This window comes from Bacillus sp. BD48 (assembly GCF_046566805.1).
GTDB classification, from domain to species: Bacteria; Bacillota; Bacilli; order Bacillales; family Bacillaceae; genus Bacillus; species Bacillus safensis.
The window spans coordinates 19,489-36,265 of record NZ_JANGFM010000007.1; the positions used below are offsets into that span (position 1 = coordinate 19,489).

Here is a 16,777-nt window from a genome sequence, read left to right on the forward strand (position 1 = left end):
TAAAAAAACTTAAAATGGAGGAATTACAAATGGCTTTAAATATCGAAGAAATCATTGCTTCAGTTAAAGAAGCAACTGTACTTGAGTTAAACGACTTAGTAAAAGCAATCGAAGAAGAATTTGGCGTAACTGCTGCTGCTCCTGTAGCTGTAGCTGCTGGTGGCGGTGCTGCTGCTGAAGAAAAAACTGATTTTGATCTAGTACTTGCTGGTGCTGGAGACCAAAAAATCAAAGTTATCAAAGTGGTTCGTGAAATCACTGGTCTTGGCTTGAAAGAAGCTAAAGAACTTGTTGACAACACTCCAAAACCACTTAAAGAAGGTATTGCTAAAGAAGAAGCTGAAGAACTTAAAGCTAAGCTTGAAGAAGTTGGCGCTTCTGTAGAAGTTAAGTAATCTTCGCCTAATCTTTTGGGAAAGCTCGCTTTTACTGGCGGGCTTTTTCTTTTCTAATCTCCTGAAACGATTGAATCCAGAGGAGGTCCATTCACCATGAGTGACCACTATTATACGGAAAAGCCATCAGTGAAAAGCAATAAACAGACATGGGACTTCACCTTGAGAAACCGTACCTATACTTTTACAAGTGACAGTGGAGTGTTTTCTAAGAAAGAAGTCGACTTTGGTTCGAGGCTTTTAATTGAAGCTTTTGAAGAACCTGACGTGGATGGCGATATCTTAGATGTCGGTTGCGGTTATGGACCGATTGGCTTATCGTTAGCAAACGAAATGACGAGCCGCACCATTCATATGATTGATGTGAACGAAAGAGCAGTCGAACTTTCAAAGGAAAACGCTAAACATAATCGCATTGATAATGTCCGCATCTATCAAAGTGATTTGTTCTCGAATGTTCATTCATCAGCTGCTTTTGCCTCTATACTGACCAATCCCCCAATACGGGCAGGGAAGAAAGTTGTACATGCGATCTTTGAAAAAAGTGCTGATCATTTATTGCCGGAAGGTGAGTTGTGGGTGGTTATTCAGAAAAAGCAAGGTGGACCATCTGCGATTGAGAAATTAGAGCAGCTCTTTGGAGAAGTCGAAGTTGTATTGAAAAAAAAGGGCTACTATATTATCAAAGCTAAAAAAGTTTGACGCAGTTTCCTAGCTGTGTTAACATTATAAAATGCCAATGTGTATATTTTGCTTGATAGGCTTAAAAAACAACTATTTTGTATAAATTATGCATACTTGGGAAAACTAATAAAATCGGTATTTGTTTTTGGATGTGGTTTTCTTATTTAGAAACCCTTTTTTCTTTTGTCTTGTAAAAGTATTTCTTTACTGACATTTGAAAGACAGAAATACTTTTTACACATATAATACGCATGATTTGAGGGGTGAATCAGTTGACAGGTCAACTAGTTCAGTATGGACGACACCGCCAGCGCAGAAGCTACGCACGCATAAGCGAAGTGTTAGAATTACCAAATCTCATTGAAATTCAAACCTCTTCTTATCAGTGGTTTCTTGATGAGGGTCTTAGAGAGATGTTTCAAGATATATCCCCAATTGAGGATTTTACTGGTAACCTTTCTCTTGAATTCATTGATTACAGCCTAGGGGATCCTAAGTATCCTGTAGCAGAATCAAAAGAACGTGATGTAACTTACTCTGCTCCACTAAGAGTAAAAGTTCGTTTAATTAACAAAGAAACTGGAGAAGTAAAAGACCAAGATGTGTTCATGGGGGATTTCCCAATCATGACAGACACAGGTACTTTTATCATTAATGGTGCGGAACGTGTAATCGTTTCTCAGTTAGTGCGTTCTCCAAGTGTATATTTCAGTGGTAAAGTAGACAAAAACGGTAAAAAAGGTTTTACTGCGACTGTCATTCCAAACCGTGGCGCATGGTTAGAATACGAAACTGATGCGAAGGATGTAGTCTATGTACGCATCGATCGCACACGTAAGTTGCCGGTTACGGTTCTTTTGCGTGCTCTCGGCTTCAGCTCTGATCAAGAGATTCTTGACCTCATTGGTGAGAATGAATACTTACGCAATACGCTGGAAAAAGACAATACAGAGAATGCAGATAAAGCACTTCTCGAAATCTACGAGCGCCTCCGTCCTGGAGAGCCGCCAACTGTTGAAAATGCGAAAAGCTTGCTAGACTCTCGCTTCTTCGATCCGAAGAGATATGACTTAGCAAATGTTGGACGCTACAAGATTAATAAGAAGCTTCATATTAAAAATAGACTGTTCAATCAAAAATTGGCTGAAACGTTAGTTGATCCTGAAACAGGTGAAATTCTAGCAGAAAAAGGTCAAATTTTAGACAGAAGAGTTCTTGATAAAGTTCTTCCATACTTAGAAAACGGCATCGGATTTAGAAAGCTTTATCCTAATGGTGGCGTAGTAGAAGATGAAGTAGAACTTCAATCTATTAAGATTTATGCACCGACTGATCAAGAAGGCGAGCAAGTGATCAACGTGATTGGAAATGCTTATGTAGAGGAAGCTGTGAAAAACATCACGCCTTCTGACATCATTGCATCAATCAGTTACTTCTTCAACCTTCTTCATGGTGTAGGTGACACAGATGATATCGACCACCTTGGTAACCGTCGTCTGCGTTCTGTAGGTGAACTTCTGCAAAACCAATTCCGTATTGGTTTAAGCAGAATGGAGCGTGTTGTTCGTGAAAGAATGTCAATTCAAGACACAAACACGATCACACCTCAGCAGCTGATCAACATTCGTCCTGTGATCGCTTCTATCAAAGAGTTCTTTGGTAGTTCTCAGCTTTCTCAGTTCATGGATCAAACAAACCCGCTTGCTGAATTGACGCACAAACGTCGTCTGTCAGCGCTTGGACCGGGTGGTTTGACACGTGAGCGTGCAGGAATGGAAGTTCGTGACGTTCACTACTCTCACTATGGACGTATGTGTCCGATTGAAACACCAGAGGGTCCAAACATTGGTTTGATCAACTCTCTATCTTCATTTGCAAAAGTGAATCGCTTCGGATTTATTGAAACACCTTACCGCCGGGTTGATCCTGAAACTGGTAAAGTGACACCGAGAATCGATTACTTAACTGCTGATGAAGAGGATAACTACGTAGTAGCACAAGCGAACGCTATATTAGGTGAAGATGGTTCGTTTATCGATGATAATATCATTGCTCGTTTCAGAGGGGAAAACACCGTTGTTCCTCGAAACCGCGTTGACTACATGGACGTTTCGCCAAAGCAGGTTGTTTCTGCAGCGACAGCATGTATCCCATTCTTAGAAAACGATGACTCTAACCGTGCTCTAATGGGAGCGAACATGCAGCGTCAGGCTGTGCCTTTGATGCAGCCAGAATCACCGATTGTTGGTACAGGTATGGAGTACGTATCAGGTAAAGACTCTGGTGCTGCTGTCATCTGCCGCTACCCAGGTGTTGTAGAACGTGTAGAAGCAAAAAATATTTGGGTTCGCCGTTATGAAGACGTTGACGGACAACAAGTCAAAGGAAACCTAGACAAATACAGCTTGCTGAAATTTGTCCGCTCTAACCAAGGGACTTGCTACAACCAGCGTCCTATCGTAAGTGTTGGAGATGAAGTCGTTAAAGGAGAAATCCTTGCAGACGGACCTTCTATGGAAAAAGGTGAATTGGCTCTAGGACGTAACGTTATGGTCGGATTCATGACTTGGGACGGTTACAACTACGAGGATGCGATCATCATGAGTGAGCGCCTTGTAAAAGATGACGTCTACACGTCTATTCATATTGAAGAATATGAATCAGAAGCTCGTGATACGAAGCTTGGACCAGAAGAAATCACTCGTGATATTCCAAACGTTGGGGAAGATGCTTTACGCAACCTTGACGAGCGCGGAATCATCCGTATTGGTGCAGAAGTAAAAGACGGAGACCTTCTTGTAGGAAAAGTAACGCCTAAAGGTGTAACTGAACTAACAGCTGAAGAACGTCTATTACATGCAATCTTCGGTGAAAAGGCTCGTGAAGTTCGTGATACGTCACTGCGTGTTCCACACGGCGGCGGCGGAATTATCCACGATGTAAAAGTCTTTAACCGTGAAGATGGAGATGAATTACCTCCAGGTGTAAACCAGTTAGTCCGCGTATACATCGTTCAGAAGCGTAAGATTTCTGAAGGTGACAAAATGGCCGGACGACATGGTAACAAAGGGGTTATCTCTAAAATCCTTCCAGAAGAAGATATGCCTTATCTTCCAGACGGAACACCGATTGATATCATGTTGAACCCTCTAGGGGTACCATCTCGTATGAACATCGGTCAGGTACTTGAGCTTCATATGGGTATGGCTGCACGTTACCTTGGCATCCACATTGCGTCACCAGTATTTGATGGTGCGCGCGAGGAAGATGTTTGGGAAACGCTTGAAGAAGCAGGTATGTCCCGTGATGCGAAAACAGTCCTTTATGACGGTCGAACTGGTGAACCATTCGACAACCGTGTATCTGTCGGAATCATGTACATGATCAAACTGGCTCACATGGTTGACGATAAACTTCACGCTCGTTCAACTGGACCATATTCACTTGTTACGCAGCAGCCACTTGGCGGTAAAGCACAGTTTGGTGGTCAGCGTTTCGGAGAGATGGAAGTATGGGCACTTGAAGCTTACGGTGCAGCATATACACTTCAAGAGATCTTAACAGTTAAATCGGATGACGTTGTGGGTCGTGTGAAAACATACGAAGCCATCGTCAAAGGGGATAACGTACCTGAACCAGGTGTCCCTGAATCATTCAAAGTGTTAATCAAAGAACTTCAAAGTTTAGGTATGGATGTCAAAATCCTATCTGGCGATGAAGAAGAGATAGAAATGAGAGATTTAGAAGACGATGAGGAAACGAAGAAAGCAGACGGATTAGCGTTATCTAATGACGAAGATGCTGCAGACCTCGCACCTGTCGATCTTGAACGTGACGCAGTCACAAAAGAATAGCAGAAACGATTAGAGCAAGTGACTAGGGTATAACCCGAAGATTAAAAGGGAGGTAGGCCCCTTGCTAGATGTGAACAATTTTGAGTATATGAACATCGGTCTCGCATCACCTGATAAAATCCGTTCTTGGTCTTTTGGTGAAGTGAAAAAGCCTGAAACGATTAACTATCGTACACTGAAACCTGAAAAAGATGGTCTCTTTTGTGAACGTATCTTCGGACCGCAAAAAGACTGGGAATGTCATTGTGGGAAGTATAAACGCGTTCGGTATAAGGGTGTTGTATGTGACCGTTGTGGTGTAGAAGTAACACGGGCAAAAGTCCGTCGTGAGAGAATGGGGCATATCGAACTGGCTGCCCCAGTTTCCCACATTTGGTATTTCAAAGGTATCCCAAGCCGTATGGGTCTTGTTCTTGATATGTCACCACGTGCGTTAGAAGAAGTGATCTACTTCGCTTCTTACGTCGTGACAGATCCGGGCAACACACCGCTTGAGAAAAAACAACTTCTTTCTGAGAAAGAATTCCGTGCTTATTTAGATAAATACGGTAATACATTCCAAGCAGCTATGGGTGCAGAAGCAATCAACAAACTTCTTCAAGATATCGATCTTGTAAAAGAAGTAGATACACTGAAAGAAGAGCTGAAAACTGCTCAAGGACAGCGCCGTACACGTGCGATCAAACGCCTTGAAGTATTAGAAGCCTTCCGTAACTCAGGAAACAAACCATCTTGGATGATTCTTGATGTACTTCCGGTTATTCCGCCAGAATTACGTCCAATGGTTCAACTTGATGGTGGACGTTTTGCTACTTCTGACTTGAACGACCTTTATCGTCGTGTCATCAACCGTAACAATCGTCTGAAGCGTTTATTAGATCTTGGCGCGCCAAGCATCATCGTTCAGAACGAGAAGCGTATGCTTCAAGAAGCTGTCGATGCCTTGATTGATAATGGACGTAGAGGCCGACCAGTAACAGGACCAGGAAATAGACCATTGAAATCTCTTTCTCACATGCTGAAAGGGAAACAAGGACGTTTCCGTCAAAACTTGCTTGGTAAACGTGTTGACTATTCTGGACGTTCCGTTATCGTCGTAGGACCACATTTGAAAATGTATCAGTGTGGACTTCCGAAAGAAATGGCTCTTGAATTATTCAAACCATTCGTGATGAAGGAGCTTGTTGAAAAAGGATTAGCTCACAACATCAAGAGTGCGAAGCGTAAAATTGAGCGCGTGCAGCCGGAAGTATGGGATGTTTTAGAATCAGTTATTCGTGAGCATCCAGTCTTACTAAACCGCGCACCGACTCTTCACAGACTTGGTATTCAAGCGTTTGAACCTACACTTGTGGAAGGACGCGCAATTCGTCTTCATCCACTTGTATGTACAGCCTACAACGCTGACTTTGACGGTGACCAAATGGCGGTTCACGTACCATTATCTGCTGAAGCTCAAGCTGAAGCTCGTATCTTAATGCTTGCTGCTCAAAACATTTTGAACCCGAAAGATGGAAAACCAGTTGTTACGCCATCTCAGGATATGGTGCTTGGTAACTACTACCTTACACTTGAGCGCAAAGGTGCTATCGGAGAAGGTATGGTCTTCAAAGATACTGACGAAGCCCTTCTAGCTTATCAAAATGGTTATGTGCATCTTCATACACGTGTAGCTGTTGCAGCTAGCTCGTTGAAGAATGTGACATTTACTGATGAACAGCGTTCTAAATTGTTGATTACAACAGTTGGAAAACTGATCTTTAACGAAATCTTACCGGAATCATTCCCATACATGAATGAGCCGACAAAGAGCAATATTGAAGAAAAAACGCCTGATCGTTTCTTCCTTGAAAAAGGTGAGGATGTAAAAGCTGCGATCGAGAAACAAGAAATCAATGCGCCGTTCAAAAAAGGTATTTTAGGGAAAATCATTGCGGAAATCTTTAAGAGATTCCATATCACTGAGACATCTAAAATGCTTGACCGCATGAAAAATCTTGGTTTCAGATACTCTACTAAAGCCGGTATTACGGTTGGTGTGTCTGATATCGTCGTACTAGATGATAAGCAGAAGATCCTTGAAGAAGCACAAGCGAAAGTAGATAACGTCATGAAGCAATTCAGACGTGGTTTGATTACTGAAGAAGAGCGTTATGAGAGAGTTATTTCAATCTGGAGTTCTTCTAAAGATGTCATCCAAGGTAAACTGATGAAGTCCCTTGATGAAGTCAACCCAATCTACATGATGAGTGACTCTGGAGCGCGTGGTAACGCATCTAACTTCACTCAGCTGGCTGGTATGCGTGGTCTGATGGCCAACCCGGCTGGACGTATCATTGAACTTCCGATTAAATCTAGTTTCCGTGAAGGTTTAACCGTATTGGAATACTTTATTTCCACTCACGGTGCGCGTAAAGGTCTTGCCGATACAGCCCTTAAAACAGCTGACTCAGGTTACCTCACGCGTCGTCTCGTTGATGTTGCACAGGATGTCATCATCCGTGAAACAGATTGCGGTACAGACCGTGGAATCTTGGCGAAGTCCATTAAAGAAGGAAATGAAATTATTGAGAAACTTGAAGAACGTCTGATCGGGCGTTTTGCAAGAAAACCAATTGTTCATCCTGGAACAGGCGAAGTCATCGTAGCCGAAAACGAACTAATTGATGAAGATAAAGCACTTGAAGTAGTTGAAGCAGGAATTGAGGAAGTATGGATCCGTTCTGCATTTACATGTAACACGCCTCATGGTGTATGTAAACGATGCTACGGCCGTAACCTTGCAACTGGTACTGACGTTGAAGTCGGTGAAGCAGTTGGAATCATCGCTGCACAATCAATCGGTGAGCCAGGAACACAGCTTACAATGCGTACGTTCCACACCGGTGGGGTAGCAGGAGACGATATCACACAAGGTCTACCTCGTATCCAAGAGCTATTTGAAGCGCGTAATCCGAAAGGGCAAGCGACAATTTCTGAAATTGATGGTGTCGTTGCTGAAATTAACGATGTTCGTGACAAGCAGCAGGAAATTGTGGTTCAAGGCGAAGTTGAAACTCGTTCTTACACAGCTCCTTACAATGCACGTCTGAAAGTTGTTGAAGGTGACACAGTTACTCGAGGTCAAGTACTTACAGAAGGTTCGATCGATCCAAAAGAACTTCTTAAAGTGACTGACATGACAGCTGTTCAAGAATATCTGCTTCATGAAGTACAAAAAGTATACCGTATGCAAGGGGTAGAAATCGGAGATAAGCACGTAGAGGTAATGGTTCGCCAAATGCTTCGTAAAGTGCGTGTCGCTGATGCAGGGGATACAGACGTATTACCAGGCACACTTCTTGATGTACATCAATTCACTGAAGCGAACAAAAAAGTACTATTCGAAGGCAAACGTCCTGCAACAGGCCGTCCAGTTCTTCTTGGTATTACAAAAGCTTCACTTGAAACAGACTCATTCTTGTCTGCGGCATCCTTCCAAGAAACGACTCGTGTCCTAACAGATGCGGCGATCAAAGGAAAACGTGATGAACTGCTTGGCTTGAAAGAGAATGTTATCATCGGTAAACTTGTTCCTGCTGGAACGGGAATGCCAAACTACCGTAAAGTTAAGCCGGTTTCGCAAGTGCAGCCGTCTGACGACATGGTTCCTGTAGAGTAATCTTTCTCGTGAGATTCCTATAAAATCATCAAAAAATGGTGAAGGATGTCAAGATAATCTGTTATACGATATTGACATCCTTCTGCCATGATGATAATATAACCAAGGTGCTCAAAATAAAACCTGTTACTTTGGAGGATATTCGATGTCTTATGATAAAGTATCACAGGCTCAATCCATTATTATTGGTACGAAGCAAACAGTAAAAGCTCTGAAACGAGATTCAGTTAAGGAAGTCGTCGTAGCGAAAGATGCTGATCCTGCTTTAACCGCTAGTGTATTGAAACTAGCGCAAGAGAAGGGTGTAGACATCTTAGTGGTAGATTCCATGAAAAAGCTCGGCAAGGCCTGCGGAATTGAAGTTGGGGCAGCAGCTGTTGCCATTATGTTATAGCGTACTTGTTTTGTTTTTGCATGTATAAAATGCAAAAGCATTGTTTTTTGCCTTTTGATGAACCACCTGGGTATGTGGGTTATAAAAAAAGTAATGAAGGGAGGAATAACAACATGCCTACAATTAATCAGCTAATACGCAAAGGACGCGTGAGTAAAGTTGAAAACTCAAAGTCACCTGCACTTAACAAAGGATACAACAGTTTCAAAAAAGAGCACACTAACGTAACATCTCCACAGAAGCGCGGGGTTTGTACACGTGTCGGTACAATGACACCGAAAAAACCAAACTCAGCACTACGTAAATATGCTCGTGTACGTTTGTCTAACCTGATTGAGGTAACAGCTTACATTCCTGGTATCGGACATAACCTACAAGAGCACAGTGTAGTACTTATCCGTGGCGGACGTGTAAAAGACTTACCGGGTGTACGTTACCACATCGTTCGTGGTGCGCTTGATACTGCCGGAGTTGACGGTCGTATGCAAGGACGTTCTAAATACGGAACAAAACGCCCTAAACAAAGCAAATAATACAAACAAACATAAGGGTTTTTAGAAGTTGATATCAGATCAGTGGAGTCAGGCAGCTGACAATGATATTTGAGATGAGAGACAGATAGAAATCCTTTTAAAAGAGAAGGGAGGCTATTCAGATGCCACGTAAAGGTCCTGTAGCAAAAAGAGACGTATTGCCAGATCCAATTTACAATTCTAAACTTGTATCTCGTTTGATCAACAAAATGATGATCGACGGTAAAAGAGGAAAGTCACAAACAATCCTCTACAAGTCTTTTGATATCATCAAAGAACGTACTGGTAATGAAGCGATGGAGGTTTTCGAACAAGCCTTGAAAAACATCATGCCAGTTCTTGAAGTTAAAGCACGTCGTGTAGGTGGAGCTAACTACCAAGTTCCTGTAGAAGTTCGCCCAGACCGTCGTACTACTTTAGGTCTTCGCTGGTTAGTAAACTATGCTCGTCTTCGTGGAGAAAAAACGATGGAAGAGCGTCTTGCTAACGAAATCCTTGACGCAGCTAACAACACTGGTGCTGCTGTTAAGAAACGTGAAGATACACACAAAATGGCAGAAGCGAACAAAGCATTCGCTCACTACCGCTGGTAGGATTTATACCAAACTAAAAAAACTATTCCCTAATGAGGAAGGAGAAATTACCCAATGGCAAGAGAGTTCTCCTTAGACAAAACTCGTAATATTGGTATCATGGCTCACATCGATGCCGGTAAAACGACAACGACTGAGCGTATCTTATACTACACTGGTCGTATCCATAAAATTGGTGAAACTCACGAAGGAGCTTCACAAATGGACTGGATGGAGCAGGAGCAAGAACGTGGTATTACAATCACTTCTGCTGCTACTACAGCACAATGGAAGGGTTACCGTGTAAACATCATCGATACACCAGGACACGTAGACTTCACTGTTGAAGTTGAACGTTCTTTACGTGTACTTGATGGTGCGGTTGCTGTTCTTGATGCACAATCAGGTGTAGAGCCACAAACTGAAACAGTTTGGCGCCAAGCAACAACTTACGGAGTACCTCGTATCGTATTCGTTAACAAAATGGATAAAACAGGTGCGGACTTCCTTTACTCTGTAAGCACATTAAGAGATCGTCTTCAAGCGAACGCTCATGCAATTCAATTGCCGATCGGCGCTGAAGATCAATTCGAAGGAATCATCGACCTTGTAGAAAACGTAGCATACTTCTACGAAGATGACCTTGGAACTCGCTCTGATGCACAAGAAATCCCTGCTGAGTATAAAGACAAAGCTGAAGAGCTTCGCAGCAGCCTAATTGAAGCTGTCGCTGAGCTTGATGAAGAGCTTATGGAAAAATACCTTGAGGGTGAAGAAATCACAATTCCTGAATTGAAAGCTGCAATCCGTAAAGGAACGTTGAATGTTGAATTCTACCCAGTTCTTGTTGGATCTGCTTTCAAAAACAAAGGTGTTCAGCTTGTACTTGACGCTGTGCTTGACTACCTTCCTGCACCAACTGATGTTGCTGCAATCAAAGGTATCCTGCCAGATTCAAATGAAGAGGTTGTTCGTGAGTCTACTGATGACGCACCATTCGCAGCTCTTGCATTTAAAGTTATGACTGACCCTTATGTTGGGAAACTAACTTTCTTCCGCGTATACTCTGGAACACTTGATTCTGGTTCATACGTGAAGAACTCTTCTAAGAACAAGCGTGAACGTGTTGGACGTATCCTTCAAATGCACGCAAACAGCCGTGAAGAAATCTCTACTGTATACGCAGGGGATATCGCAGCAGCTGTAGGTCTTAAAGATACATCTACTGGTGACACTCTTTGTGACGAGAAAGATCTTGTTATCCTTGAGTCTATGGAATTCCCAGAGCCAGTTATCGATGTAGCTATCGAGCCTAAATCAAAAGCTGACCAAGATAAAATGGGTATCGCTTTAGCTAAACTAGCTGAAGAGGATCCAACATTCCGTACACAAACAAACCCTGAAACTGGTCAAACGATCATCTCTGGTATGGGTGAGCTTCACCTTGATATCATTGTTGACCGTATGAAGCGTGAGTTCAAGGTTGAAGCTAACGTAGGTGCTCCTCAAGTTGCGTACCGTGAAACATTCCGTTCTGGTGCAAAAGTTGAAGGTAAATTCGTACGTCAGTCTGGTGGACGCGGTCAGTTCGGACACGTTTGGATCGAATTCGAACCAAACGAAGAAGGCGCAGGCTTCGAATTTGAAAATGCAATCGTCGGTGGGGTTGTTCCTCGTGAATACATCCCAGCAATTCAAGCAGGTCTTGAAGATTCACTTGAAAATGGTGTATTAGCTGGATTCCCATTAATCGACATCAAAGCAAAATTATTTGATGGATCTTACCACGATGTTGACTCGAACGAAATGGCGTTCAAAATTGCTGCATCTATGGCATTGAAAAATGCTGTCAGCAAATGTAACCCAGTTCTACTTGAGCCAATGATGAAAGTGGAAGTTGTTATCCCTGAAGAATACATGGGAGACATCATGGGTGATATCACATCTCGTCGTGGACGTGTAGAAGGTATGGAAGCTCGCGGTAACGCTCAAGTTGTTCGCGCTATGGTTCCACTTTCTGAAATGTTCGGATATGCAACTGCACTCCGTTCTAACACACAAGGACGCGGTACTTTCACTATGCACATGGATCACTACGAAGAAGTGCCTAAGAGCATCAGTGAAGAAATCATCAAAAAAAATAAAGGTGAATAATTGATTTTGCCTTTAAACTAAAGTATAACTACTATTGAAGATCAGAAAGTGAGAGGTAACTCTTCACTTTCTATCACTCTATACCAAATACAATGAACCTTTAAGGAGGATTTTTAGAATGGCTAAAGAAAAATTCGACCGTTCCAAATCACATGCTAACATTGGTACAATTGGACACGTTGACCATGGTAAAACAACTCTAACTGCTGCTATCTCAACAGTTCTTCATAAGAAATCTGGTAAAGGTACAGCTATGGCTTATGACCAAATCGATGGTGCTCCAGAAGAGCGCGAGCGTGGAATCACAATCTCAACTGCACACGTTGAGTATGAAACTGATTCTCGTCACTATGCACACGTAGACTGCCCAGGACACGCTGACTATGTTAAAAACATGATCACTGGTGCTGCTCAAATGGACGGCGCGATCTTAGTAGTATCTGCTGCTGACGGTCCAATGCCACAAACACGTGAGCACATCCTACTTTCTCGTAACGTAGGTGTACCATACATCGTAGTATTCCTTAACAAATGTGACATGGTTGACGATGAAGAGTTACTTGAACTTGTTGAAATGGAAGTTCGTGACCTTCTTTCTGACTATGACTTCCCTGGTGACGATGTACCAGTTATCAAAGGTTCTGCTCTTAAAGCTCTTGAAGGAGATGCTGATTACGAAGCAAAAATCTTTGAACTTATGGATGCGGTTGATGAGTACATCCCAACTCCAGAGCGTGACACTGAGAAGCCATTCATGATGCCAGTTGAGGACGTATTCTCAATCACTGGTCGTGGAACAGTTGCTACTGGTCGTGTTGAGCGTGGACAAGTTAAAGTCGGTGACGAAGTTGAAATCATCGGTCTTCAAGAAGAAAACGGTAAAACAACTGTTACAGGTGTTGAAATGTTCCGTAAACTTCTTGACTATGCTGAAGCTGGTGACAACATCGGTGCACTACTTCGTGGTGTATCTCGTGAAGATATCCAACGTGGTCAAGTACTTGCTAAACCAGGTACAATTACTCCACATAGCCGTTTCAAAGCTGAAGTTTATGTACTTTCTAAAGAAGAGGGTGGACGTCATACTCCATTCTTCGCTAACTACCGTCCGCAGTTCTACTTCCGTACAACTGACGTAACTGGTATCGTACATCTTCCAGAAGGTACTGAAATGGTAATGCCTGGCGATAACACTGAGATGGAAGTTGAACTTATCTCTACTATCGCTATCGAAGAAGGAACTCGTTTCTCTATCCGTGAGGGTGGACGTACTGTAGGTTCTGGCGTCGTTTCAACTATCATTAAGTAATAAACATACAAAAGAGACTCCTTGCAAAAGGGTCTCTTTTTTTGCTTTTCCAGATCAGAACGGCTACTATAAGCTATAGAATCTAAATGGAACCGAGAGGATCGCTGGAATGGCAAAGACATATTTGAAAAAATGGTTGATCGGCGGGGTTGACCAATGGATTATGATGAAAGAAGATCAGGCGAGTGAATCGAAGCCTGTACTTTTATTTTTACACGGCGGGCCCGGCTCGGCTCAAATCAGTTATATTGATTCCTTTCACGAGGAACTTGATCAGGACTTTACAGTTGTGCATTGGGATCAGCGAGGCGCAGGACTTTCTTATCAAGAGAATCTTCCCGATGGATCGATGACCATTCAGCAATTTATTGAAGACACGATTGAACTGACTGAGAAGATCCTATCTTATTTAGGTCATTCAAAATTGTATATTGCGGGATACTCGTGGGGATCATTAATTGCCATACAAGCAGTACATAAGCGTCCAGATCTATATTATGCTTATTATGGGATTAGTCAGGTAGTAGATGTGTTAAAGGAAGATATCGTATCGTACGAGCTCCTTTTGAAGAAATACCATCGCAATCGGCTGTTTACTGGGTGTCTGCGATTACTGACTCCTCCTCCATGGAAACGGACATCAGCTCATGCCTTGTTTTCACTATATAAAGAATTCGCAAGCGTGGGTCTCACACATAGATGGAAGCCCGTTTTTCAAATGCTAAAAGGGTTTCTTTTTAGTAAGCAATATCAGCTGAAAGATAAATGGAAGTTCATGAAAGGGCAGAAGTTTAGTCAAGACAAGCTATGGGATCAGCTAATGAATGAGAGTATTCAATACCGAGTTTCTACTATATTAATACCGTGCTACTTTCTCATTGGCGACCACGACATGATTACACCAGCTGCTGTATCAAAACCATATGTTGATCAATTACAAGCTCCACTCAAAGAATGGTTTACCTTTAAAGAATCTGCGCATTCCCCGCATATCGAAGAGCCAGATGAATTTATACGCATCATAAGAAAGACTGCTATACATCATCTTCAAGGAAAGCTTGATTTATAGGCTGAATCCCTGTATAATATGAAAAGTGTGCAAATCATAAATTTATCCGATTTATTATTGCAACACGCAGGCCAATTTGGTACAATAGTGCATGTTGGTCTTTGACTGCGATGAAGTGAGAGGTTGCTGACACACCCGGCCGCTTTGCCATGGCGAGGTGATCAGGTTTTTCTCACGGAGAACTGTCTAACGTAAGTAGGCGAAAAGGAGGGAAAATAATGGCAAAACAAAAAATTCGTATTCGTTTAAAAGCATATGATCATAGAATTCTTGATCAATCTGCTGAGAAGATTGTTGAAACGGCTAAGCGTTCTGGTGCTAGTGTATCTGGTCCAATCCCGCTTCCAACTGAAAAATCAGTTTACACAATCCTTCGTGCGGTGCATAAGTACAAAGATTCTCGTGAGCAATTCGAGATGCGTACTCACAAACGTCTAATCGACATCGTGAATCCAACTCCACAAACAGTTGATGCACTTATGCGTTTAGATTTACCATCTGGTGTAGATATCGAAATCAAACTTTAATTCAAATAGAAAACACATATTATAGGAGGTGTGACTAATGACCAAAGGAATCTTAGGTAGAAAAATTGGTATGACGCAAGTATTCGCAGAAAACGGTGATCTTATCCCTGTAACTGTTGTTGAGGCTGCTGCTAACGTTGTTCTTCAAAAGAAGACTGTTGACACGGATGGCTATGAAGCAATCCAAATCGGTTTTGATGACAAACGTGAAAAGCTTTCTAACAAACCAGAGAAAGGCCACGTTGCTAAAGCGGAAACTGCTCCTAAGCGCTTCGTAAAAGAATTACGCGGTGCGGAGTTAGATGCGTATGAAGTTGGTCAGGAAGTCAAAGTTGATATTTTCGCAAATGGAGATATCGTAGATGTAACAGGAACATCAAAAGGTAAAGGATTCCAAGGGGCTATCAAACGCCACGGACAATCACGCGGACCAATGACTCACGGTTCACGTTACCATCGTCGTCCTGGTTCAATGGGACCTGTTGATCCAAACCGTGTATTCAAAGGTAAACTTCTTCCAGGTCGTATGGGCGGAGAGCAAATCACTGTCCAAAACCTTGAGATCGTTAAAGTTGATGCAGAACGCAATCTTCTATTGATCAAAGGAAACGTACCAGGAGCTAAAAAATCTCTAGTAACTGTAAAGAGTGCAGTTAAATCTAAATAACTCTCTTAGGAAAGGAGGAAACAAGTCATGCCAAAAGTAGCATTATTTAACCAAAACGGTTCTACTAACGGTGAAATCGAATTAAACGCTTCTGTGTTTGGAATTGAGCCAAACGAAAGCGTAGTATTCGATGCTATTCTTATGCAAAGAGCTTCCTTACGTCAAGGAACTCACAAAGTGAAAACTCGTTCTGAAGTACGTGGCGGAGGTCGTAAACCTTGGAGACAGAAGGGTACAGGTCGTGCTCGTCAAGGTTCTATCCGTTCACCACAATGGCGCGGAGGCGGTATCGTATTCGGTCCAACACCACGCAGCTATTCTTATAAATTACCTAAAAAAGTTCGCCGCTTGGCTATCAAGTCAGTATTGTCTTCTAAAGTAATCGACAACAACATCATCGTTCTTGAAGATCTGACTCTTGATGCAGTGAAAACGAAAGAATTCGCAGGCATCCTTAAAGGATTATCTGTTGAGAAGAAAGCGTTGATCGTCACTGCGGATGCAAACGAAACAGTTGCTTTATCTGCTCGTAACATCCCTGGAGTAACAGTTGTTGAAGCTAACGGTATCAACGTTCTTGACGTTGTCAACCACGACAAACTTCTGATCACTAAAGCAGCGGTTGAAAAAGTAGAGGAGGGACTTGCATAATGAAAGATCCTCGTGATGTTCTAAAGCGCCCTATCATTACTGAACGTTCTGCTGATCTAATGACAGAGAAGAAGTACACGTTCGAAGTTGATGTCAGAGCTAACAAAACAGAAGTGAAAGACGCTGTTGAAACTATCTTTGGAGTGAAAGTTGAGAAAGTCAACGTTCAAAACTACAAAGGGAAATCTAAACGCGTTGGACGCTACACTGGTATGACTAGCCGTCGCAGAAAAGCGATCGTGAAATTAACTGCTGACAGCAAAGAAATCGAAATTTTTGAAGCGTAAATCTTAAAAAGAAGGAGGGA

14 protein-coding genes are annotated in these 16,777 nt (G+C 42.4%); all 14 read left to right on the forward strand.

From position 1 onward, the window contains the following. The first annotated feature begins 29 nt into the window (after positions 1-29). The 14 genes from rplL to rplW all read left to right on the forward strand — a co-directional run bounded on the left by rplL (position 30) and on the right by rplW (position 16,757). Positions 30-395, forward strand: a complete 366-nt coding sequence (gene rplL, locus ACLGGR_RS18245) for a 50S ribosomal protein L7/L12 (protein ID WP_008345418.1) — start codon at positions 30-32, stop codon at positions 393-395. 96 nt (positions 396-491) lie between these two features. Then, the gene (locus ACLGGR_RS18250; protein ID WP_142946785.1) at positions 492-1,097 is read left to right on the forward strand and encodes a class I SAM-dependent methyltransferase; all 606 of its coding nucleotides are present in this window, start codon (positions 492-494) and stop codon (positions 1,095-1,097) included. 254 nt (positions 1,098-1,351) lie between these two features. Next, entirely contained in the window at positions 1,352-4,933 is a 3,582-nt protein-coding gene (gene rpoB / locus ACLGGR_RS18255) for a DNA-directed RNA polymerase subunit beta (protein ID WP_007496297.1), read from the forward strand. Positions 4,934-4,994: 61 nt separating this feature from the next. Next, positions 4,995-8,594, forward strand: coding sequence for a DNA-directed RNA polymerase subunit beta' (rpoC, locus tag ACLGGR_RS18260; protein ID WP_410973640.1), 3,600 nt, complete (start codon positions 4,995-4,997; stop codon positions 8,592-8,594). A gap of 145 nt (positions 8,595-8,739) precedes the next feature. After that, positions 8,740-8,988 (forward strand): 50S ribosomal protein L7ae-like protein, encoded by a 249-nt coding sequence (locus tag ACLGGR_RS18265; protein ID WP_024425593.1) that lies wholly within the window; start codon positions 8,740-8,742, stop codon positions 8,986-8,988. Between the two features lie 113 nt (positions 8,989-9,101). Further along, a complete protein-coding gene (gene rpsL, locus ACLGGR_RS18270; protein WP_003216962.1) occupies positions 9,102-9,521 on the forward strand; it encodes a 30S ribosomal protein S12 in 420 nt (139 codons plus the stop codon). Between the two features lie 122 nt (positions 9,522-9,643). Then, entirely contained in the window at positions 9,644-10,114 is a 471-nt protein-coding gene (gene rpsG, locus ACLGGR_RS18275) for a 30S ribosomal protein S7 (RefSeq protein WP_003216884.1), read from the forward strand. Between the two features lie 54 nt (positions 10,115-10,168). Then, positions 10,169-12,247, forward strand: coding sequence for an elongation factor G (fusA, locus tag ACLGGR_RS18280; RefSeq protein ID WP_048240166.1), 2,079 nt, complete (start codon positions 10,169-10,171; stop codon positions 12,245-12,247). A gap of 118 nt (positions 12,248-12,365) precedes the next feature. Continuing rightward, a complete protein-coding gene (gene tuf, locus ACLGGR_RS18285; RefSeq protein WP_142946783.1) occupies positions 12,366-13,556 on the forward strand; it encodes an elongation factor Tu in 1,191 nt (396 codons plus the stop codon). A gap of 109 nt (positions 13,557-13,665) precedes the next feature. Next, positions 13,666-14,625 (forward strand): alpha/beta fold hydrolase, encoded by a 960-nt coding sequence (locus tag ACLGGR_RS18290; RefSeq protein WP_410973641.1) that lies wholly within the window; start codon positions 13,666-13,668, stop codon positions 14,623-14,625. A gap of 218 nt (positions 14,626-14,843) precedes the next feature. Beyond that, positions 14,844-15,152, forward strand: coding sequence for a 30S ribosomal protein S10 (gene rpsJ / locus ACLGGR_RS18295; RefSeq protein ID WP_003156464.1), 309 nt, complete (start codon positions 14,844-14,846; stop codon positions 15,150-15,152). A gap of 37 nt (positions 15,153-15,189) precedes the next feature. Then, positions 15,190-15,819, forward strand: coding sequence for a 50S ribosomal protein L3 (gene rplC / locus ACLGGR_RS18300; protein ID WP_024425597.1), 630 nt, complete (start codon positions 15,190-15,192; stop codon positions 15,817-15,819). A 27-nt stretch (positions 15,820-15,846) separates the two neighbouring features. Beyond that, on the forward strand, positions 15,847-16,470 hold the full coding sequence (gene rplD, locus ACLGGR_RS18305) for a 50S ribosomal protein L4 (RefSeq protein WP_007496312.1): 624 nt from the start codon (positions 15,847-15,849) through the stop codon (positions 16,468-16,470). Further along, positions 16,470-16,757 carry a 50S ribosomal protein L23 gene (rplW, locus tag ACLGGR_RS18310; RefSeq protein WP_142946781.1) on the forward strand — a complete coding sequence of 96 codons (288 nt, stop codon included), beginning with the start codon at positions 16,470-16,472 and terminating at the stop codon, positions 16,755-16,757. Before rplD ends, rplW begins: the two co-directional genes overlap by 1 nt. Positions 16,758-16,777 lie beyond the last annotated feature (20 nt).

Bases quoted from the DNA above. Each gene is read 5' to 3' on its own strand.
- rplL (WP_008345418.1), top strand. From the start codon at position 30: ATGGCTTTAAATATCGAAGAAATCATTGCTTCAGTTAAAGAAGCAACT.
- rplD (WP_007496312.1), top strand. From the start codon at position 15,847: ATGCCAAAAGTAGCATTATTTAACCAAAACGGTTCTACTAACGGTGAA.
- fusA (WP_048240166.1), top strand. From the start codon at position 10,169: ATGGCAAGAGAGTTCTCCTTAGACAAAACTCGTAATATTGGTATCATG.
- tuf (WP_142946783.1), top strand. From the start codon at position 12,366: ATGGCTAAAGAAAAATTCGACCGTTCCAAATCACATGCTAACATTGGT.
- ACLGGR_RS18250 (WP_142946785.1), top strand. From the start codon at position 492: ATGAGTGACCACTATTATACGGAAAAGCCATCAGTGAAAAGCAATAAA.
- ACLGGR_RS18290 (WP_410973641.1), top strand. From the start codon at position 13,666: ATGGCAAAGACATATTTGAAAAAATGGTTGATCGGCGGGGTTGACCAA.
- rpsJ (WP_003156464.1), top strand. From the start codon at position 14,844: ATGGCAAAACAAAAAATTCGTATTCGTTTAAAAGCATATGATCATAGA.
- rplC (WP_024425597.1), top strand. From the start codon at position 15,190: ATGACCAAAGGAATCTTAGGTAGAAAAATTGGTATGACGCAAGTATTC.
- rplW (WP_142946781.1), top strand. From the start codon at position 16,470: ATGAAAGATCCTCGTGATGTTCTAAAGCGCCCTATCATTACTGAACGT.
- rpsL (WP_003216962.1), top strand. From the start codon at position 9,102: ATGCCTACAATTAATCAGCTAATACGCAAAGGACGCGTGAGTAAAGTT.
- ACLGGR_RS18265 (WP_024425593.1), top strand. From the start codon at position 8,740: ATGTCTTATGATAAAGTATCACAGGCTCAATCCATTATTATTGGTACG.
- rpsG (WP_003216884.1), top strand. From the start codon at position 9,644: ATGCCACGTAAAGGTCCTGTAGCAAAAAGAGACGTATTGCCAGATCCA.